Source organism: Terriglobus roseus DSM 18391 (assembly GCF_000265425.1).
Taxonomy (GTDB): domain Bacteria; phylum Acidobacteriota; class Terriglobia; order Terriglobales; family Acidobacteriaceae; genus Terriglobus; species Terriglobus roseus.
Genome location: NC_018014.1, coordinates 2,538,987 through 2,560,665, shown reverse-complemented (window position 1 = coordinate 2,560,665; position 21,679 = coordinate 2,538,987). Strand labels below are relative to the sequence as shown.

Here is a 21,679-nt window from a genome sequence, read left to right as displayed (position 1 = left end):
ACCACGGCCTGACATTCGGTTACCACGAGGAGGGATGTCGGCTGTCGAGAAGTCCTGATGATGCAGGCGCGGTCGTGAAGATCTAGCCGGAGTTACGCGAATGCAGGATTACGTGCTGCCACGTGAAGTGACATCCCGCTCCCGCGATAAGGAAGGAGAAGGTTGCGCATTAAGACGAGTGGTATCCCGCTCCTTATGTGGACCATGCAGGGCGCATAGCTATGGAGATCGCCAGCGGGATCTAACGTTTTCAGGAGAGGTGGTGTGGGTTGTTCGACCGGCTACGAGAAGTAATTTCGTTGGATTTGAACCCACATGTCCGAGAAACTCACAGAGACACTAAAAGCGACCCCGATTGAAACCCATTCATCCATACCGTAGGAAAACCACTGCCGTAACCGGTCGTTCGAGATAAGATTGCGCTTGCGTTTTCTGGTTGTCAAGCGCATTTTCGCGGTCGATCAATTTATGTTGATGGTGGATGTTATCGGTGGGTTTAATGGACCGCTTGCGATGCTTCCGCCTCCGGTGATGATGTTTTCCGTGACCATCCAAAGCCTCGTCAGCGGCAGTGCCATGCCCTTACTGGGCGTAACGACGAAGCCTGTGCGAAATCCGCTGACGCTGTTACCTCGTGCGATGATGCGCGGTCCCAGCCAGCCATAAACTACCACTCCTGCTTGCGCTGGCAAGTCTGCATTGTTCCTTTTTACCGTGGTCTGATTGTCAACAACCATCAGGTGATTCACATTGCCGACGTAGATCGCGAATGGGCCGCGAAGCCTTGCGGCAGCTACTTCGTCTCCGGGAAGCATCGATACCTCGATGCGATTGTTTTGAATAAGGATGTTGTCGGCAATGTCCGGCGCTCCACGTTGTACTTCCGAGTGACTTAAACCGATATGAACTCCTTCGCGGAAACGCAGGATGGAGTTGTTCACGATGCGGGCCTCGCGAAGTGATGAACCTGCCAGGCAGATCCCGCGCAAGCCGGTCACTGGGAAACTCTGGACCAAGTTCACGAAGCCCGGGAGTGTTTGCCAGAGCTGGGGGTTCTTTGCGAAGTCAATCGCGAGCTGATTGATGTTTTTGGCCGTAGCTGTGGGGGTGGCATCTGCGGGCGCGTTCTTGGCTACATAGGTACTGAATGCGTTGCGGAAGCGAGGATCCGATGTGAAGACGACCGAACTCTCGCCTACTTTCACGGAGGTATCGTGTTTGGTTGGCAGCATGAACGTGTTGATTTTGTTCGCGACGGTCTCCCGTAGGTTGACGGTGCCTGCCTGCTTCTTGGCTTGCGGAGACGTGGGAGCAGGTGCTGGAACCGGCGTCGGCGCGGGAGTTGGTGCAGGGGCCGGTGCGGGTGGAGGTGTTGTCTTCTGAGGTGCGAGCACACGGAGTCCCGAGACAAGAACTCCCGCAAGTTGCTTTATGAGGGCGTTGGATTTGGTGACGGTGTTTACCGTAATGGTTTGTGTGCTGTTGCAGACGATTTCATTGTCTTCAATCTGCGCTCGTAATACGTTCACGCCGAGGATGCCGTGCTTTTGCCAGCCAACATTCAAAGTGCAACCGCGTACTCGCAATGAGGCGGTTGTAGCCGGGTTGCGGCGGCCTTGCGGACGGACAGCGATGCAGGCAGATCCGACACTGCCATCATCGCTCGTCTGTGCGGTGACGCTCTCGACGACTACATCATTGCAGTCGATGAACGTAAGTGCGCCATTGAGTTGGGGTGCATTCGTGGCGGATGCCGTCACCGCCAGATCGCGAACGATGACGCTGGCACACTGATTGAATGTGAGGCAGGCTTCACCCGTGGAGGTGATCTTTGTGCCGTTGCCGGCGCCGGTGAGCTTGAGATGGCCGAGCTTAGTAAGGGCGAGGCCTTGTCCACTGAGAGGAAACGTTCCGGCCTGGAAGCAGATCTCCGCATCCTTGCCCGCAGGGAGTGCAAGCAGTGGATCCCACCAGGGATCTCCGGCTGTTTGCGGCGGGGCCACAACGACCGTGCACGGGCCCTGGTGCGCACAAAGAGCTTCCAGTGCCTGGTCCACATTCGTGACGCCCGCGAGTATGCCGCAGTTGGAGTCGAACGATACATCCTCTGCGCCAATCGCACTGAGAACCGGGAATTGTGGCACGCAGTTACGCGCTCCCGGGGCAAGTGCAAATGCTGATCCGTTCCAGGTGACTGCGGTGAGGATCTGGCGGTACTCCACCTGCCTCGACGGTAGCGGAAGGTGGGTTCCCGATCCGTCGACGGGCCATTCGATGGTGCCTGTGTCCGCATCGATGGCGGTGCGCGCTGGAATGAGCCAGTAGTCTCCAGCGCGATAGTCACCCGCGCTGAAGGTAACTGCAATGCCGTTCTCTAGAGTGATGGATCCGGTGGCGAGCGGAATCCCATTGGCGTCGCCGGTTGTGTGGTCCCAACGACGAAGGCGGGGTGCCCTGTCGAAGTTTACGGGCAGACTTGCGGCTGCCTGCAGTTCGATTTGATTCAGCGATGCAGTGACGTTCTTCACCGTCGAGAGCGGCTGTGGTTTTCCCCACAACTCGATAGCATCATCCAGCAGTTCCACGAATTGCTGATTTCCGAAACCCAGATCAGCATCGCGACCTACACTTGCGACATTCAGCACCGGCCCTGCAGTGGGCCCGGACGCGGCCGATCCGGCGATGACGGCGGTGAGGACGCTCCCATTCTCCCGTGACCATTTGCAGGTCGCCGTCGCAAGGGGACCGCCGTTGTGGATCTCCACGCGGTAGAGCTGATTCTCAAGGCCGCGGAAGTTTGCCTGCGGGGGCAGGACGCAAGGGCTGCTGCCGGTTGCGAGCGCAACCGTACCAGCCGTCATCTTCCCCGGATTGAACGCGGGCTGCCAGAAGGATGCGTTGACGCAGTCTATGGGATTGGGGAGAACGGCAGGTGCAAGACGTACCTGCCAGACCCACTGCGTCCGTACAGCGGTGTCCGCGCCACCAAGAGCCTTTTCCCTGATTGCAGGATCCTGCACGGCGGTAATCAACCGCTCGAACGCGCGCAGGTACACGACATAGCTGGTACTTGCGGTCAGGTCAGGGAACGAGGCCTGGCTGGGATTGTCCACGGGCAGATACGGTTGTGTACCCAGCCCACACTCTGTTCCATTCACGCAAGGGATGCCGTGCAGGTACAGGACGCCTGGGCCGATGGATAGCGTACCGTCGCTTTTGACGCTGATGCTGAAGTTGTTTTTGCCGCGCGCCACATCCCCGACGACACTTGCTGCGGTGGAGTCGATGCGGGTGTTGAGGATGTCGACTTCTTCGTTGAAGTCGGCGTCCACACTGACGCGTCCCTGCTGCTGCAATACCGACCGGTAGTTATTCCCCGGATTGAACGTTTTTCTTGAGAAGTCGCCCTTCATCAGTGTCTCCGTTCTTACAACTCAATCTGCATAGAGCAGGCCTGCTTCTAAACCGATGCGAAGGTATTCCCCAACGCGTATCTCCAAGTTGCCGCTTCGTGCCGGCTGCTGGAGTGAGTGGTACATGCCCATCTCCCCACCATCTTCACCACCCGACGCGATCTCGGCAGCGCAACGCGTGCCAAGCTGCGCGTAAGCCGGATGGGAGGGATCAAGACTGGTGAAAGCGGGTAGCAGGCGTGTGGCGATGGCCGTGATCTGAACCGCAATCGCAGCATTGGTCGCGCCCGCAGCGCGCGCAGTCGCCGTCGCGGTAGCAATGGCGGTGTCGGGCTGGCACTCGTATCGGCGCGGCGTGGTGGAGCCTGACGCCGAGGTAACTGAATCGCACGCACCCACCCTGGGTCCGCGTGCTGGAAAGTGAGCCGGTGATCAGCGAGTTCTGGACGAGACCGATCTCGCGCACGGCGATCATGCCAACCACGGTGGTACTTTCCAGCGACAGAGCGCCTGCGGAGGCGCCGGCATCGGCACTGATCGCAGGCAGGGAATCGCTGCCCGCATTAATGATTGAGTCCGTCACACTGACGTTCAGCAGGGCATCGACGATCAGCGGGCCGGAGAGGGTAGAAGCCAGTGCCAAGGTGCCACCGCCAGTGTTTCCCCAGGTGAGCGCAGGAGGTGGACTGCTGCCGACCGCCAGATCAGGAGCGGCGGGCATTGTGCAGCCTGTTATGGCGACGGAGCCTTGTCCACCATCGATGCGCACGCCGCCGGAGATGAGAAAGCCACTGAGTTTCAAGGCAGAGCCGTCACCCAGAATGATGGTCAGTGTGCCACCGATGACCGGCCGCATGAATGAGGCGGCACGCAACGTCAGCGTCTGGCCGGGGTCGAGCGTGATGGTGAGGTCTCCGGCAAAGGTTGCGCTGCTGGAGACGCGCACATCAGCCTTGCTCGCTGTGAGCGCAGTTGCGAGAGCGCCGGAAAGCGAGTCGCCGCTGGTGACTTCAGTGATTGCGGGCGCGTTCGGACGTACGTAGCCGCCCGCACCAAACGGTCCGGGTGATCCGTAGGCGTAATCAATCAGCACGCTGGACGGGGTCGCATTTGCCAGCATGAATCGGCCGAGTGCCGGATCAACTGAGGCCTGGATACCCGGAACGGCGGAAGGCGTCCAGTCTGACAGGTTACAGATGGCAATGAATTCCGGGTCAATGGGGGTACCGTCCACCACGATGCGGAAGACCGGATGAAGCGCCGTGAAGCCTACGGCCTCTTCCTCGATCACAGCCGGGTCGACTGCCTTCGCCAGCAGGGCACGTCGCTGCTCCAGTTCGGCGTATAACAGGCGGCGCGATGCACGGGAAGGCATGTTCTGCGGCAAGTCGGTGTGAGCCTGGTCCGCAGCAGGCCCGCGGACCGGCTGGAACAATGGGACATCGCGGCCTAACGGATCGAAGCTCATCCGATTGGGATTGACCGGTGAGGGAACGCCGGGTGTGCCGCCAGAGATGCTACCGACTGCAAGCCGGTACAGGGTGATGGCAATATTCGGAATGTTCCACAGACCGCGGCCTGTACTGACCTGGCGAACATCCACGGTGTGCGGCAGGTCGAGAAAAATCTGATTGTCTGCAAGGGCAGGAAGCGGTGACCTCATGGACGCCGTCCATGTGCGACTGGGGCGCAGGTGGCGTACATGCTGGGTTTGGGCGAGTCCCTGGAAGCTTTCCTTTGCAAGCGCGGGCCAGCCGGTCACATCAGCCGCGAGCATCTCCAGCACCGTGAGAGTCCCCTTGCGGCGGCGATAGCTGATGGTGTTTGCGACCTCGGCGCGGGGGCTGCGCACGTTCGCTGTTGAGCCACTGAGCGAGGTATAGCCGATGAGATCGCCGAGATAGGGAACGACCCAATCCGCACACGTCTCGATGAAGAGGTCATCGTAGAGCTGCTCAATGTTCAACTCGACGCCTGAGATCTGCGTAGCGATCGCGCCGATCAATGCATCCAGTGGACCTTTGGGTTGATCGTCGCTCAAGGCGTCGCGCAGCTTGTAGATGGCCGGAATCAGGCTGAGGAGATGCTCCTTGTCGTATCTCATGCGTTCCCCCGTACGCTATTCAGCGCGCCAACCCGCAGAGTCAGGAGTTCCGCGCCTGTCATTGTGGAGCCGAGAGCGGAGGCACCCGCAGCGGCAAGGAAATCTGCCGGTGCAAGCGTAAGGTCCGGTGTCGTGCCACTGCGATACAGCGCATTTACGTCGACAGCAATGACACCGGCAACGGATTGCATCACCGCGATCACTTCGCTCAGGTAGACCGGTTGTCCGAAGGCCCGGACCGTGAAGCTGAAGGCGCTTTGAAGAGCCGCCTTCACGGCTGTGAGCACGGAGTCTGAGACGTAAGCGGGATCCACGATGATCGAAGCATCGACATCGAAAAACACGGGTCGGTAGGCCGTGAGTGCGGACGCGACTCGCTCATCCCCTGCTGACTGAATAGCTGACAGAAGATCCGAGTATGCGGGCGTACCCGGCGGAATGACCGCGCCGTTCGGTCCGGCAATGGTGACCATCGCCACGCGGCGATGCCCGTCCCATACCCAAGCAGCCTGAGCTTTTGCGATGCCTGCAGACGCCCTTGCGAAGTCTTCGTAGTCTGGCAGGGTGACGATCCTGCCAAGCGTCTTGATCGGGTAGGGCATTGAGATGCGCGACTCTTCCAATGTCTCGGGTGCGCCCCCACCGGTGGCGGCCACCGGATTCACGACGCTGCTAAGTCCCAGCGGACGGCTCAATGCCAATGAAAGCTGGCCTGCCTTCAGGTTGCCGCCCTCGCCGATACCGCGGCGATAGTCTGCAGTGATGTTCTCCGCGCCGCTTGGCAGTCGCGCCCCGTTGACGCCATCCCCAAAGCAGACCCATGTGGTGCCCTCAGACGTGGTCTGCAGCATGTACACACGATCCTGCGGCCTGCACGCGAAGAGATTATCCACCCGCGTCCACGCGACACCGTTCACTCGCACGGTGATGGCCGGCAGAATGCCCGCGGGGACCGATGCGCTGACCCATGTGAGTGGACCCTGCTTTAGAGCGAATCTTTGAAAGACCTTGGTCGCATCGCCGGCACCCAGCGTCTCTGCCGGAAGGGATTCGCCGTGCGTCGATGCGGCCACATTCGCCAGGACACGCACACTGGACCACGCAAATCTGTTGGTCAGGGGATTGGACAGCTTTAGCACCGTATAGCCGTCTTCAAGAGTTACTCCGGCAATCGTCCGCTGCTCAAACGCTGTCTGCCCCGGAAGAGGGGTAAGCTCTCCCATGACGACTATGTCCCGGCCGGCTACCAAGCCAAGGTAGGGACCATCTAGTCGCAGCGTGTCGCCGCCTGCGTCGGCATTGCCGCTTGTTGCAGTCATGGACGGTGCAGCCACAGCGAATGTGGCCGCCTCCAAGAACACGCGGGTCGATCGCAGGGAGAAGCTGTCGAGCACATTTTGAGCCGGCGGGTTCTTGAGTGTCACGCGAGTGGTCCTTGCGGCGGGACCGAAGACATCCACAGAGAGATCGATGGCACCGCTGATCTGCGTGACGACTCTCAGAGACGGAGCATCCAGCATGATCCACCTGCCAGGCACGGCGGCGGGATTCGGTACGTCCAGATACAGCTGCCCGGCCCCCGCGTTCTGCTGCGAGAGATGACCGTCCGAAGATGTATGAGTCACGACGCTCTTTACGAGCTTCTTGCTGATGCTCAACTCTGCCAGTGTTTCCAAGGACGACGAGCCTGAGAGGTCGGCGTTGTGACCGAAGAGCGCAGCAGCCGATGACATGACACTGACGGTCACGCCGGAGGTGTCCTTCGCCTGCGCGTTGCGGATTGCTTGCTGTAAGCGCGCGGTATCCCAGCGGCGGTTGCTGATGATGGCTTCAAACTCCGGCTGGTTCCACTTGCGGCCGCGCACTGCAGAGAGGATGTAGCTTTCAGTGAAATCATCTGGCGGGTTAGACACTGGAGGCGGCTGCAACGATCCGAGAGTGGCACCCGGGTTTGTCGCACCGTCGAGAGTCAACGTGGTTTGTCCCGCAACCGTCTGGGTGTCCACCTTCAGCACCTGCTGCACGATGGGCGCCGAAGGATCCTGGTGCAGCAACACAAAGTCCCCCGGCTTAATGTTGCCGACGAAACCCTGCAGCGTGACCGCGCTGAACGCGGTGGCGGCCGCCGAGAACGGAGCCGTGGGACGAAGAGGAATGCTGTTCCACTCCGGCTGGGCTGTCAGCGCTTCTACTGTTTCAAATGTCTGAGGCGACTCTCCGGGGCCGGGAACACTCTGCACCTTTGTGCCGATAGGAATGCTGACGGATGCAGGCACACCTTCCACGGCTCCGGGCGTGGGGTAGGGGCCAGGCGGAAGGCCTGCGATGGCAGGTGCTGGTGGCACCACGGGCGATTCCAGCGTGAACGCCAGATAGGTCGAAGCAGCGCGGCCCGCTGCGAGTTGGTAGCCAAGCAGCTGGCCCATACCCACGAGCGATTGGCGTTCCTTCGATGTACGAAGGTAGTGCTCGTTTGCAAAGCTCTCCTGGTAGAAGCTCAATACGTCGCAGAGCACGGCAGCGGCGTCCATGACGGCGACCGTAAAGTCATCCGTCTCCCGCGTGCGCAGGCCAGAGGTGTTGTTCTCGGCGAGCATCGAAGCGAAGAACTGGCCGTGTATTCCCACGCGATAAGGTATTGTGGAGAGGCCCTGCGGGTTTTCGATGGTGCCGGGTGCTACTACGGCGATGCCGGTGCAGCAGGTGCAGTCGCTCATAGACCTCCTTCCACGATCAGCTTGAAGGTGCCGTGTTCCGGGAAATTCGGGTCGTTGGCGATGCTGAATGCTTCCGTCAGTCCAGGCGTCAGGAAACCATCGATGATGCCTTGTTGGCCTGGCTGGCCTTCGCGCTCGAAGTGAGTTATACGGACGTCGCTGACTCCGGCAATGCTCTGAACCGCCGCGATCAGCGGGCTCATGTAGAAGCGTTCGCCCATCACGATCACATCGGGGTGGAAGAGGCCTGGGGAACCGTCCGGCTGTATACCGCTGTTGAGTTTGGACAGGATGGCGGTGCGCACGTCTTCGCGATATCGGTTGGCCCCTGTACACACATGCATCTCGATGCTGAGCGGGACCAGCATTGCCGGCATCACCTCTACGTCGTGGCCGGCCATGCGTTTTTCCTCGAGTGCCAGCGTCACGCTATCTTTGAGGGCCTCCGTCAGCGCACCACCCAGCGCATCGACGACGACGGTTACGGTGTGCCAACTGCCTGTCCAGCGCATGCGCGCGGATGCACGCTGCACACCGGCGACCGCCATCGCCTCCGCGACATAATCGCTGGATGTAACGGCGCGCTGTTGTGTCCGGTAAGCGTAGGGAATCTTCTGCCGAGCCTGGTCGATAGTCTCCGGCTCTACGCCGCCGGACGCAGGTAACGGGTTCCACACGCGGTCTATCTCGGAGTGAGGCAGCATCACGTGATGAATGGAGTCGCCACCCACGTTTCCGTCGCGGCCATTCCCAAGACGATAGCTCGCGGAGAAGACTGTCTGTTGATCAGGCTTGCGGCCGTGTGTGTCATCTCCGAAGCGCAGTGTCGTACCCAGGCCGGGTTCTGACTCCGCCACGAAGTACGCGCCGTCCGATGCGATATCGCGATCCAGCAGAGAGAGTCTGGGCAGCCATGTCAGACCACCCGGCGTGCTGGTCAGCGTTACTTCTGGCAGCGCCTTGCGCGGGTCGGTTGCGAACAAAGCTGCTGCGGAATCGAGCATGACGCCTGGCAGCGGCACCGGCAATGCGGGTGTGGCGAAAGTTACAGGGCTTGCCGCAAGCTGTGGCAGGTAACGGCCTTGTGCAGGCATTGCGGCCAACGGCTCATGGGCAGCACCATCTACCGGGGGTCCGATGGTGCGTCCGTGATCGGCAAGCACGATGTTGCCAAGCGCCATGCTGACGTCCTGCAAGGGATTGCCTGCGCTATCGCGGCTTGCGATACACAGCGCGAACTGTAGCGCATCTTCCGGATGCCAGGTGATTTCGGTGATGAGCTGACCATCGTACGGGTCACTGCCACTTGCATCCACGCTGAGCAGGCGCACTGCCTGGCGGCGCACGGCATCGGCATCGCCACGATCACCCGTTTTCGGACCGATCATCTCGCAAAGGACAAGTACGTCGCCTGCACGGAGCGAGTCAAAGCGTCCGCGCAGTGTGGCTCGCGTGCCGCCTTTCGGCAGACAGCACTCACTCGCACCCCATGTGTGGAAAGGCAACTCATTGTGCGCCAGGAGCAGGTCATGAACGTCGCGCATCGATTCGAACACACCCGTTCCCGCGTGGACCGCGTCGGTGAATCCGTTCCATGTCGTGGGCAGTGCGGGCTGTAGTCCGGGCTGGTCCGTCAGCAGGCGAGAGCCGGTCGGCACCGCCGCCAGAACGCCACCGGGCACGTCTGCAGTCACATGCAACTGCACCCACACGCGCGCGTTGTGACCGCTGTGCATCTGGTAATCCATCAGGCGTGCGTGTCGTTTGACAGAAGTATTCAGGCGCGCTGTGGAGAGATAGGCCTCTGTTGCGACGGCGTCCTGCCGGTAACTCAGGTAGTCTCCGGTGTACGCCAGCACCTCGAGCAGCATGGCACCCACCTCTGCAGCGTTGCGACCACGCCAACCGGGAACAAGCAGCGACACACGATCGAACAACTGCCGTCGCATCGCACCGTAGTCGCGCGCGAGATAGTCAATCTGAGGCGTATCGTAGACCGTCGGCGGGCAGCTGGACGTTGCGGCACAATCAGCCGTTCCGCACTCTGGATGAAAGACGAAGTCCACCGCGCTTAACTGGGGATCGATGCCGGAAGGAATACCCGGCAACGGAAAGGGATTCCCGATGCGCAACGTGTAGTTGGACCGATCGCCCTCAGTGTTCAGTGTCAGCGTCAGAACGGTCGAGCCCGTGGCCGGGTTGGGTGCGTAGGCTGTCACCTGCAGACCCGTGATGCGTGCGCCGCCCTCGACGAAGAAATTGTCCGTCGCCAGCGGGATCGCAATCGGGTGCAGAAAGTGCACCTCAACCTGGGTGGGTGTGGCTGGCTGCACCTCGACAAAGTCAATGCCATTGAGCGGTGTCGTGCCCGTCAGCCTTCGTACCGCTTCGCGCCGGTCTTCGCTTGCACACAGAAAGGCGGCCATCAGTTGCTCCTCGTAAACGTGGAGGTCTTCTGCTGTTGTGTTTTACGCAGCGTGTAGGAGACGGACACAGAGAGGGTGCTATCGGTCTGAGAGACATCGACGCTTTCCACCTGCAACAGATCGCCCAGCCATTGCTGGATGGAGCCTGCGACCATGAACTGCGTGGCTGCGGAGAGCTGGTCGCCGCCGGGAGCGAAGACCATCTGCAGCAGGCCGCCGCCAAAGTCAGGCCGGTTCACGCGTTCCCCCGCATGCGTAAAGAGCAACTGTTCCAGCATGTCTTCCACATGCTGCTCGTAAGTGCCAGTGCTGGTACGGCCCCGGCCATCGATACGGATTGGAAATCGAACATGCTGCATAGCAGTTCCCCGTGGCGTTCTACGTGCCGATTACCCGCGGTTGTGTGGACACGATGTTGATGGGTCCTTGAGGAGCCTGAGTGGGGCCAAGTCCTAATCCGACCGAGGTCTGCAGTAACGCCGGTTGACCGTTGATCAACACACGCGCCGCAGGCGTCACCCACTGTACACGCAGACATGGTTGCGGCGTGGGCGATGTTGCGAGAAACAGACAACCCGCGATCATGGCCTGATCGGTCACTGTGGCGACCGGCATGCCGCTGACGAGGACGCGCGTGTTCGACGAGATCACGTTGACGACGCCCGTGCCATGCGCGCAAATGGCGATGGCTCCTACATGGAATAGAGGTCCCGGCATTAAGTCACCACCAGCGCGCCCGTGTTCACGGTGACCGATGGTCCGATCAACGTGATGCTCGCGCCCTTTCCGTTCTGTATGTAAATTCCCGTGTCGTTTACGATGATGCTCGCGCCCAGCGTGCTTTTGAGCATGATGCCGCCGGTTGGGCCAGGCACATCGCTCAGCACGATGCCGTTCTGCAGCGTGGTCTGCATGGCCATACAGGAGACTGCAGGTGGTGCGAGTTGCGTCAGCGCAGGCACCTCCGCTGCAGAGCCCCACCAGCCGCCAACCCAGATGGGATAGTCGGGGTTGCCCTGCTCAAATTCCACCCATACGCCGGCACCGATCGCGGGTAACCACAACATGCCGTTTTGAATGCCGCTTGCAGGCACACACGGCATGGCCCACGTTGACGGCACAATGCCGTACACGTCCGGCACCTGCACCATCAGGCGTCCGGTCTTCATCGGGTCCACGTTGTTCACCACCGTGCCCCGGTACTTGCCGTAGTAACGCGTTGTTTCGTCCATGCTCATCGTCTATGGCACCACTCGAGGCGTCAGGCTGATCAGCCCGTTCCGAGCCAAGTTAAAACTCTGTTTGTACTCGCGCTTGCGAGGGTTGAGGTTATGCGTCACGCTCTTTACGAAGTAAAGGCCGTCATACGCAGGTCCACTGCCACGGACACCCACCAGTTGCCGCGCACCAAGTACGCGTCCGTAACGCAGTACATCAAGGGAGCCGCTTGCGGTAATAGCGTCATTGGCCTCCGTGGCTTTGCCGATGCCCTGGATCATGGCCTTCAGAGGATCCAATTTTGCTGCGCCTTCCAGAAACTTCAGGTGCAACGCCGGCGCAGACTTCGCCGCCAGCGGTGGAGCGTAAGGGCTTAGAGAGGGAATCGGAACAGGAATATTCAACTTGGTGAATGGTTCCTGAATGAGGACGGCCAATTGTTCGCGCGTGGAACCGTCGAGGCTGAAGCTCAGAGATTCCACGTTGGTTGCTGCGTCCATGTTGATGTTGAGTGCAGGCTGCGGCACGCCGATGCGAATCTCTGGACCGAAATAAGCCAGATTCACACCCGGCGCGGGGCCTGGACTCGAGGTAGAAGACATAGCCGTTCTCCTTGGCAAGTTGATTGATGTAGTCAAGGTCCGTGCCCTTCTGGAAGGCGATGGACTTCATTGGCAAGTTGAGATCGGGAAACAGAGAGGGAATGATCAGCGGAACAAGACCGTAAATTGCGTACTTCGCCAGGATTGCGGCGACTCGCAATTCGACCGACATCGCAGGATAGGGAATGCCTTTCAGATCAATCAGCCCCATCATGACGCTCACATCTTCACCCGTGACCGTGAGTGTGCTCTGTCCCGGCTGGTTTGACGGAGCAAATTCCTGGCGCATGACGATGCCATCCATCAGCACGTTTGGAATTCCGTTGACGATAGCCATAAGGATCACGCGGATGCCGGGATCGAACAGGCCCGCAGGAAGAAGCGTTGTGTTCAACAGGCTGTTTGTCGCCACGTTAAAGAGCAACTGGAAGCCGCTGCGCTGGCCGCTGGCGACGGTGACCTGCGCGCTCTGCAGCGCGTTCGACACCGCCGCCGGCGCGGGCACGGGCACCATGGGGCCAATCAGCAACGTGAAGAAGATCTGCTGCATGCTGTCTACCGTCTCCTCAGTCGTCCGCAGGCCCACCGGGAAGGCCGGCGGGCAGGGTGATGCGCAGGTTTGTTCCAGGTGTTGCGGTCAGGTCCGCAGGATCGAAGGCAAGGTTGGCATCCGCAATCTGCCAGAACATCTCCGGGTCGCCCAGATACTGAGCCGCAATTTGATCGAGTCGTTCGCTCTGTCGCACCGTGTGCTGTTGCAGCGTTGCGAACTGCGATGGGTGCGGGATAAAACGGCGGCGCAGAAAAGCGACGTTCCGTCCGTCGGGCAGCACGGTCTGTGTAGCCTCCACCGCGGAGTAGCGACTGTTGGCTGGCAGCGGGTTCTTCATAGGGTCCTCCTCGTAAAGGAATCAGGGATACGAATCAGGTTGGCGATCATCGGGTCAGCCCCACATCGGCTGCGCTGCCATAGGCAAACTTGCGCGCCAGAGCTTCCATCTGCGACTGATGCGCAAGGTAAAGTTCGGACCCTCGGCTGCCTGGCACAAGGTCGTTCACATTCAGCACGCGCAGGCTCAGGCTGACGCGGGCACGAATTGGATTTAACTGCGGATCGAAGGCATCCTCTGTCACGCTGTACTCTGTAATGCGAACCGGCAGGATACGGTTACGACCCCAGACAAACAGTGTGAGTGGCATCATCACGGGAACGATCTCCAACGTGCCGGCCATGGCGAGAGCCTGGTTGGAACGCAAGGTGGAGACGGAGGGAGTGACGAGCATCTCAAGCGCTGCAAGCTGCGGCAGGAGGCCATTGGGTGCACCGGCTGCTGTTGCCATCTGATCGGTTGCGTCGAGCTCGGCGTCGATCTTGTAGGTTTCGACGGGCGGAGCCTTGAGGCGCAGGGCGTCCACGCGATCGCCTGACTCGGCACCGACGGCCTGCGGCTGGAGGGAGCGGCTGAGGGACTCCGGACTGTACTGCAGCACGATAACCTGCTGCGTCGACCCGGAGTTGGGGTCGGCGAGCACGAGACCAGCGCGTAATGTGCGTGGTGATACGGGTGTGCTCATCGCAATGTTGCCTTTCAATACAGTGGTGTCAGCCACCACGGTAGGTCTTAAGGAAAACGGCAAGCTCCGCGGAGAGTACCTCTGCAGCACCTGACTTTGCTATTACGTCCTGGTTACGGTGCGCCTCCAGCCATTTGCTGAAAGCCTCTCCAAGCGCGGGGAAGCTGGCATTGCCCGGCGTGGTTTCAAGTGATTGACCAGACTCGATTACGCTGCGGAGTCTGAGAAATATGTTTGCGATGCGCCGTGCACTGTCGTCCCGAACGCCTGCGAGTTTCTTTCGGTTGTATTTAGGTAGATCTGGAGAACCCTTGTGATCCTTGGGATCCACCTTCAACGGCAGGCCTTTTCTCAATGCATCCACCTCCGCGGCTTGAGCTGCGCCCACTGGAGCCATGGGCGCGAGCGCTCCGTATGTAACGTCGCCTGCGTTGGCGTGACCTCCTTCTGCGAGTGATTGGGCGAGGTCCATTGCTGGAAGCATTCCCTCTCCACGAGCTCGCTCAAAGAGGCGCAATGTCCGATGTTCCGGGGAAGCTGCAAGAGCAGCCATGGTTGGCATACCAGTCTTTATCCACTCCGTTCGCATCGCGCTATAGCTGGACTTCCTGCCGAGGGGAACCATCAAGCCTGAAAGCAATGCCGGACTATCCGAGGCAGACGGCCCGCGCCTGCTTCGGATGGTGACACCTGTGGACCGGAAGAAGAGCGGTGCGTGCCTTGAGGACGTTCCTCGCTCTGTACGTGCCATCCGCGCGCTAAATATGTCGTCCAGTTCTGCGTTTGGGCGGACGTAATTGTCAGCCTCCTTTGCGCTCGACATTCCGGCGTCATCCGCTGCCCTGGATGCATACCAATCTTCCTCAAACCTTCTTTCTGCGGCTCGCAGAATGGGGAGCAGCTCTTTGCCGATGCCAACCTTTTCGACTTCAGTCACGGGAGCTTCCGGGTTGATCTTCGCGATGATCTCGCGGCCCGCAACGCGCAGCGAAGTCAGACGATAACGCAGCAACCAGAACCCCAGGCGTGCCTTCAGCCAAAGGCCACTGACCCCGCGCTTCAGCATGCTCTCAAGTGGCGGCTTGATGGCCGCTACAGCATGCTCCAGTCTCTTTTGTTTCCTTTCCGCGGCGTTCTTCTTTCGTTTTTCCCGCCACGCCTTGAATTGCTCCTGCTTCTTCTTGAGCCAGTCTTTGGCCTTTCCATAACCAGTGCGAATCTTCCCAACGACCTTGCTGCCAGCGCGGAGGATTGCGCGGCCAATTTTCGTCTTGCTCAAGACTCGTACGACAGCTTTCCCGGCACGCGTGGCTACACGTGCCACGGCACGAGCACCGCGGGTGACCACTCTGCCAACGGCTTTCGCGCCGCGTACGACAACGCGACCGACAGCCTTCACGCCACGCACGATGACGCGGCCAACGACCTTCAGTCCCTTTCCAATCGCCTTGCCGACGCGCTTGAAGAAGGCGACGATCTTTTGCGCGATAGCCTTGAGTTTGCTGGTAACGCCGCTCGCTGCTCCGCCAAGGCGCGACATGATGAAGCCTGCAAGGAACTGGATGAGCGCGATGGCTCCGGCTGCAAGGGCCGTGGCAAACTGCGGGCCCGCGCCGCCCGCCTTGACCGCCTTGAGGAAGGTGAAGAACAGCTGGAAGGCGGCGATGATGCGCTGAATGGCTCCCCATGCTGCGATCAGTCCCTGGATGACGAGCATCACCGCGCCGGCTGCAGGGATGATCATCGCGATGAGCTTCTCGATCAGGAACTGGATGACGATACCCGGAATGGCGGAGATGATGGCGCTCCACACAAAGCCAGCGATCTTCTTGAGCGAGAGGCCGCCCTTTCGCAACAGGTCCAGCACCATTCGGCCCATGCCGATGATGCCTTCGATGGTGTCGTTGAACCACTGTTTGAAGGCGGTCTTCAGAGCGGTCCACAAGTGATTGCGGATGCCGTCCATGATCGATGCGCCAAGATTGCTTAGCCACTGGCCCGGTGCGGGTGCAATATCTTTTACCAGCGCAGCGAACTGGGCGAGTGCCGCGATCAGCGCACGCACCTTGTCGAGCACGCCCTTCACAAAGCCAGCGACTGCCTTGATGATGCCGCTGTAGATGGCCTCGTAGGCACTGAGGATGGCGTTGAGCGCCTTCATCAGTCCGTTTAGAAGGGCGCGGATACCCTTGTCCAGCGCATCGGCCAGCTTGTTGACGGCCTTGACGGCGGCGTCCACCAGACCGTGAATGGCCTTACGAAATTTGTCGTGCAGGGCAGGGAAGGCGGCGAGCAGCTTGTCGCCAATGGCTAGGAGTGCCTTACCGGCTGCCTGGATGAGACCCACCACGGCCTTGCGTGCGGCGTCGATGACGGCGTGTGCCAACTTCTGCGCTGCCTCGATCGCAACCTTGACGAGTTTGCGCGCGGCGTCGAAGACGGCGTGCACTGCATCCAGCAGCTTGTTAAAGAAACTGCTGATACTGGAGGCGATCCAGCCGAAGATGCCGCCATCATCTTCGCTCTCGCGCTTGGCTTTCTCGCGCTCGGCCCGAGCCTTGTTCTCGCCGTCGGTGCGTGCTGTGACGATCTTGCGGTTGCCTTCGGCGATGTGTTCGTTGGCCTTGTCCTGCGCCTTTGTCTGTTCGGATGTAATTTCGCCGCGAGCACCCTGCAGTTCCTTGCCAGAATCATCTCGCGCTGTTGTAACCGCCGCCTTCTGACCTTCGGTCCAATCTTTGCGCTGATCCAACACTTGTTTGCGCGCGGTTGTACGCTCATCCGCCTGCTGCTTCGCATTAGCGTCAATCGCATCGGAAACCTGTTTCTGGCTGTCTGTGTTGGCCTTCTGCTGCTCGTTGTCTTTGTCCGCGCGTTTCGTCGTGAGCTGGCCGGATGCGGACGTTGCATGCTGGCGAACTTCGTCGCCGTGCTCCTGTTCGGCAACCGTGGCAACACCTATGTCAATGTCCCCCATGCCGGCGTCCTGCTCTGGCCCGGCGCTTGCAGCGGCGACACCCGCTACGGCTTCATCCGGGGCTATGGTGCCCGGTGTCACTGCAGGGTACAGATGGTCCTCTCCCATCGGTTCGGCAGCGTCCTGCGCGCCCTGCTGCGCGTTAGTCGCTGCGCTGTCCATCAGTGCGGTCTGTTGGTTTTGCACCTGCGCGGGATCGGCATCACCCTCCAGCGCCAGAGGTGGCGCATCTCCCGCGTCAACATTCAGCGCCTCATCGGTGACTGGCACCTCTCCGACGGCCTGCTGTACCCGGCGTGCATCTGATTCGGTGATCTTGCCTTCGCTGGTACCGGTCACCTGGGGTCTTGCGATTCCCTGGGTCACTGGTGCACCCGGCTCGGGCGCTGCCTGCGGTGCAGCAACCGCCATGGGAGCTCCCGCAGCAACTGCTGCCACTCCGGCCGGGTCAGCGGCTGCAGGAACAGCAGGGACATTATCCGGAGCCACACCATCCGCGCCGCTCGGTGCTCCCGTAGGGCGTTCAATCGTCGGGGGCGCTGCCGCCAGCTCTGCCTGCTGCTGACCGGTCTCCGCGGCGACTGTCGCCTGTGCTGCCCCCATCGCATGCGCAGCGCTGGCGACCTGCATGCCACCGACGGCGTCCATCGCACCAACGGGGTCGGCGGAGGGAATGCTCTGGGCGGCGTCGGGCTCCGGCGGAGGCTCCGGGACGGCCGCGCCACCACCGCCTCCACCACCCGCGGGTGCAGCGGCATCGTTCTGCGGTGGTTCGCCTGAGAACTCACCCAGCAGGCCCGGTGGGATGGTACCGGGAGCCGAGCCCTGTCCTCCCACTTCCGGCTGCGCAGCGATGCCTTCACCGGGAACCGTACCTCCGTTGTCACCGACGTGGCCCTCGACCGAAGACTCTGAAGCCGCATCCCCGGCAGTGGCCTCCGATGCAGCGGCGGTCACGCCCGTGTCGATATTGGGGTCAATCTGCTGAGCCGTATTGCTGCCCATCGCGGTCGGTTGAGTGACAGCCGCTTCCTCAGGCGACGATGGCTTCGCCTGCGGCTGCTCCACTTCCGGCTGAGCTCCCGTCTGAGAGAGGGAGGGAAGGGCGATTCCAGCTGGGGCTGAGGCGGTTTCGGATGCCGATTCGGTCTCATCAGAAGAAGCCCCGACAGCGCCTTCGTTTGCAGTGTCAACATCCGTTCCCGAAGTAGCTTCCGTCTCCTGAGCAAGGCCGGCAGGAACGGCATCGGGCGTGGGCTCGCCAGTGACGGATGCTGTGTCAGCTTTGGAGTTCTGCGCCTGTGATGGATCTGCCTCCGCCTCCTCTGCTGCCTCTGTGCGACCTTCGGCACCGGGAGCGCCGCCCCTGTCTTCCGCGACGTGTGCCTGCGGGGCATCGGTTCCCGCGCTGGCTTCGGTCGCTGTCTCGTCAGCATCAGTTGGGGCCGCAACGGAGGGCTGCTCCATCGCACCACCTCCGCCGGCTGCCGATGGTGCGGACGGAATTACTGCGGATGTGGCGGGTTCGGGGGCAGGGGCAGCTACTGCCCCGGCACCTGCAGATTCGGCGGTCTCGGTAGTGACCGCACCCGCTGCAATCTGTGGCTGGTCGACGGCTGCTTCGCCCGATGCAGCGGCTTCCTCCTGTTCACCTTCGATCCCCGCCTGTTCGCTCTTTCTGGCTTGCGGTGCTGTCTGATCGTGTGCCTCTTCGCCATCGAGTTTCCCGTTTGCGGATTCGACGGCCCTGGCTTCTGGCGACAGATCTCCGATGGGCGCGGCAGCGGCACCCTGGGCATTTTCGGTACCGTCCAGACCGGACGGAACGTCCTCGGCCAGTACATCCAGAAAGGTGCGCCACTCATGGCTTTCCATGTGGGCTTCCAGCCAACGTAGAACGTCGCGGCGCAGGTCGTCTTCCATGCGGATCAACTGGTTGCGGATCCTCCCGCTGCTGTCCTTACCATCCGCGCGCACGCGCATCAGCAGCGTCCGCGAAAGTTCCTCGACGGTCCGCGCCGGGTCGATGGTCTTTGTCTCTCGGTTGGCCATACCCGCAACCCGTCTTGCGACGACCGCTTCGGCTGTCGGCGTGGGTATGCTGCCCGTCTCGGCGGCCTCATCTGCCTGGCGTTCCAATGGCTCTCCCGGCTCGGATGCGCGAAGATCCTGCGCGGGCGGAGCAGACGCCTGCTGTTGCAGGGTGTGCATCGCCTCATGCGCCAGCAGGTCGCGACCGGCCAGCGTCTCCGGTTGCCATTTGCCTGCACGGAAGAAGATGTGCTGTCCCAACGTCAGCGCATCTGCCCCCAATTCGCGTGCTACCTCATCTGCCAGAGGACCAGTGTGAACGCGAACCGCTGCAAGACTGGTTGAGAATCTGATCTCAAGTTCCACGCGCACTGCATCTGGCAGTGGTCTTCCCGGCTCTGACATCGCTTTGCGCAGTGCAGACCGTTTTGCGTTCGCCTTTGGCTTTGGCTGGGGAGGAGCAGCGGACTTGCTCATCGGCCCTCCCCGGCGTAATGCAATGCCTCATACAGCGCCACTGCCAAAGCCCTTCCCACGCGACGCGGCTGGTCGCCGGTGTGCGCCGGCAGTGTCAACGTCGGCAGTTGCCATTCCGAATGATCCTGCTTCGCAAAGCTTGCAGTGCCCCGGTTCAGGACGATCAGTTCGAACTCTGCGGAAAACGCCGCAGCGCACACCTGCCGAGCACCTGGCGTCATGCCTTCCAGAACAAGGTCGCCGATGCTGAGTTCGAACGGGGGCGCAGGCGCTCTCATACCCAGCCCTCGATCTCGGAATCACGCAGCGTTCGTTCCAGCTTGCTGTACTCCATGCGCGCGCCTTCCAGCAGCAGCGGCATGGTCACGCCGGTGCCGTGCTCCGCCGCCAAGAACATGGCAGTCATGGCGATATTGCGGATATTGCCCCCGGCCACCTGCAAACGGGCAAGCAGGTTGAAATCGACATTTTGCAGTGGCACTTCTCTCGGAAACATGCGCTGCCAGATTGCCGCGCGCTCCGCCGCTTCGGGCAGGCGGAAGTGGAGGACGAAGCGCAGGCGCCGCAAAAATGCGGGATCGATATTTTCCGCAAGGTTGGTGGTTAGCAGTGCAAGCCCGCGGTAGACCTCCATCCGCTGCAGCAGGTAACTGACCTCGATATTCGCGTGGCGGTCGTGGCTGTCTTTTACCTCGCTCCGTTTGCCGAAGAGTGCGTCCGCCTCGTCGAAGAGCAGCACAGCGCCGCTTTGTTCCGCAGCTTCGCAGATGCGCGCGATGTTCTTTTCGGTCTCTCCGATGTACTTGCTGACAAGCTGACTCAGGTCGACGCGGCAGACGTCCAGTTCCAGTTCATGCGCGATGACCTCGGCTGCAAGCGTTTTTCCGGTACCACTCGGACCTGCAAACAGTGCGGTGATCCCAAGTCCGTTCGGACCACGTTCGCCGATGCGCCACGTGTCATACACCTGCGAGCGATGCCGAACCTGCGAGGCAATCCTGCGCAGCCGCTGTTTCATGCCGGCGTCAAGGACCAGGTCTTCCCAGCCTGCCCGCGGTGTGATGGTCTGCGCCAGTCCCTCGACGGCTGCGCGAGCGCACTGCCGCGCAGTCCTCCAAAGGGACACGCCGGGATCGCTGCGCCACGCGGCCGCTGCTACGCGTATGGCATCTGCGTCAAAGTCGAAGTGAGCGCTGACGCGGGAGACCTCGTCGTCAGTAACCTCCGGCAGCGTGGCTTTGCGCCAGATCGCCTGTTGCTCTTGCCGTAGCGGCCGAACTACGTCGAGTGTAAGTAGCTGTCCTGACTGCGAAGGCCAACGCTGCCGCACCAGCACTACGCACGGCGATGCAAGTTGCCGCACGAACCGCTCAACCTGCATCTGTTCGCGCGCACCATCGACTCGTTCGGCATCCATGACCAGCAGAGCGCGACTGAGAGCGGCCTCTCTTTGCCAGAGACGCATTACCCGGTCCAGTTCCGCCGCCTCCGGCAGTGCATCGACGCTCCAGACGAAGGCACGCCAGCCCATCGCTGCGCACGCGTGCGTCACAATCGCCCGCTTCGCACCGCCATCCAGTCCTGCCAGTTGCACGGCTTCCGCAGACGTCTGCCAAAGTGCAGCCATGCGCATCGCTATTGCCTGTTGTGAGGCCACGAGGTCAGGTGCGGCAAGTAGAGGCTGCATATACATACGCAGGCGTGGGTCGAAGCTGTCGATGCCCACCACGAAATGCAAGACACGCTCATCGATACGCAGCGGACTGGTCAGCAGCGTGGAGCCCGTTTCCATCGTCAGAAGATCCCACCGGCGTAACGGAGCATGCGGCGCTACGGCCTCCCATGCGGCCTGATCCAGCAAGGACAGCGCCAGGCCGAACGTAGGGTGTACGCATTTGCTGCCCTGGAGTTGGGCCAGTGCCTTTCCCGCATCCGTGTCGAGTTCTGCCGCAGCGCAAAGCAGAAGAACCTCTGATTCAAAGCGTGAGAGCTCGAAGATCGCCGACAGCAGTTCCAGCGTGGGTGTCAACTTCAGGGGTGTGTCCCGGGTGCGAACTCTCTCCCGGACAGACGAAAGTGATCGCTCCAACTCGGTGGTCCGCCAGTCCGTGCGTGTTGGAACCGTGGAGATCGCCATGG

At 61.0% G+C, this 21,679-nt stretch carries 14 protein-coding genes; all 14 read right to left on the bottom strand.

Going from position 1 to position 21,679, the window contains the following annotated elements:
- Nucleotides 1-461: 461 nt before the first annotated feature.
- The gene (locus TERRO_RS10620) at nt 462-3,413 is read right to left on the bottom strand and encodes a DUF6519 domain-containing protein (protein ID WP_014785994.1); all 2,952 of its coding nucleotides are present in this window, start codon (nt 3,411-3,413) and stop codon (nt 462-464) included.
- A gap of 211 nt (nt 3,414-3,624) precedes the next feature.
- Nucleotides 3,625-5,517 carry a hypothetical protein gene (locus TERRO_RS10615; protein ID WP_041592556.1) on the bottom strand — a complete coding sequence of 631 codons (1,893 nt, stop codon included), beginning with the start codon at nt 5,515-5,517 and terminating at the stop codon, nt 3,625-3,627.
- Complete coding sequence (locus TERRO_RS22040; protein ID WP_014785993.1) at nt 5,514-8,234, bottom strand: putative baseplate assembly protein; 2,721 nt, start codon at nt 8,232-8,234, stop codon at nt 5,514-5,516. Before TERRO_RS22040 ends, TERRO_RS10615 begins: the two co-directional genes overlap by 4 nt.
- Nucleotides 8,231-10,660 (bottom strand): baseplate J/gp47 family protein, encoded by a 2,430-nt coding sequence (locus TERRO_RS10605; protein ID WP_014785992.1) that lies wholly within the window; start codon nt 10,658-10,660, stop codon nt 8,231-8,233. The genes TERRO_RS22040 and TERRO_RS10605 overlap by 4 nt, the downstream gene beginning before the upstream one ends.
- The gene (locus TERRO_RS10600) at nt 10,660-11,019 is read right to left on the bottom strand and encodes a GPW/gp25 family protein (protein ID WP_014785991.1); all 360 of its coding nucleotides are present in this window, start codon (nt 11,017-11,019) and stop codon (nt 10,660-10,662) included. Before TERRO_RS10600 ends, TERRO_RS10605 begins: the two co-directional genes overlap by 1 nt.
- Before the next feature lie 19 nt (nt 11,020-11,038).
- On the bottom strand, nt 11,039-11,377 hold the full coding sequence (locus TERRO_RS10595; RefSeq protein ID WP_014785990.1) for a PAAR-like protein: 339 nt from the start codon (nt 11,375-11,377) through the stop codon (nt 11,039-11,041).
- On the bottom strand, nt 11,377-11,892 hold the full coding sequence (locus tag TERRO_RS10590; protein ID WP_041593245.1) for a phage baseplate assembly protein V: 516 nt from the start codon (nt 11,890-11,892) through the stop codon (nt 11,377-11,379). Before TERRO_RS10590 ends, TERRO_RS10595 begins: the two co-directional genes overlap by 1 nt.
- Before the next feature lie 9 nt (nt 11,893-11,901).
- Nucleotides 11,902-12,159 (bottom strand): hypothetical protein, encoded by a 258-nt coding sequence (locus tag TERRO_RS23645; RefSeq protein ID WP_245536270.1) that lies wholly within the window; start codon nt 12,157-12,159, stop codon nt 11,902-11,904.
- Nucleotides 12,122-13,030 (bottom strand): hypothetical protein, encoded by a 909-nt coding sequence (locus TERRO_RS10585; RefSeq protein WP_245536269.1) that lies wholly within the window; start codon nt 13,028-13,030, stop codon nt 12,122-12,124. The genes TERRO_RS23645 and TERRO_RS10585 overlap by 38 nt, the downstream gene beginning before the upstream one ends.
- Nucleotides 13,031-13,046: 16 nt before the next feature.
- Nucleotides 13,047-13,370: a LysM peptidoglycan-binding domain-containing protein gene (locus TERRO_RS10580; protein ID WP_014785988.1), complete on the bottom strand. Its 324-nt coding sequence runs from the start codon at nt 13,368-13,370 to the stop codon at nt 13,047-13,049.
- 46 nt (nt 13,371-13,416) lie between these two features.
- Nucleotides 13,417-14,055, bottom strand: a complete 639-nt coding sequence (locus TERRO_RS10575; RefSeq protein ID WP_014785987.1) for a hypothetical protein — start codon at nt 14,053-14,055, stop codon at nt 13,417-13,419.
- Nucleotides 14,056-14,083: 28 nt separating this feature from the next.
- Entirely contained in the window at nt 14,084-19,540 is a 5,457-nt protein-coding gene (locus TERRO_RS10570) for an eCIS core domain-containing protein (RefSeq protein WP_014785986.1), read from the bottom strand.
- Entirely contained in the window at nt 19,537-19,818 is a 282-nt protein-coding gene (locus TERRO_RS10565; protein ID WP_014785985.1) for a hypothetical protein, read from the bottom strand. Before TERRO_RS10565 ends, TERRO_RS10570 begins: the two co-directional genes overlap by 4 nt.
- Nucleotides 19,815-21,677, bottom strand: coding sequence for an ATP-binding protein (locus TERRO_RS10560; RefSeq protein WP_014785984.1), 1,863 nt, complete (start codon nt 21,675-21,677; stop codon nt 19,815-19,817). Before TERRO_RS10560 ends, TERRO_RS10565 begins: the two co-directional genes overlap by 4 nt.
- Nucleotides 21,678-21,679 lie beyond the last annotated feature (2 nt).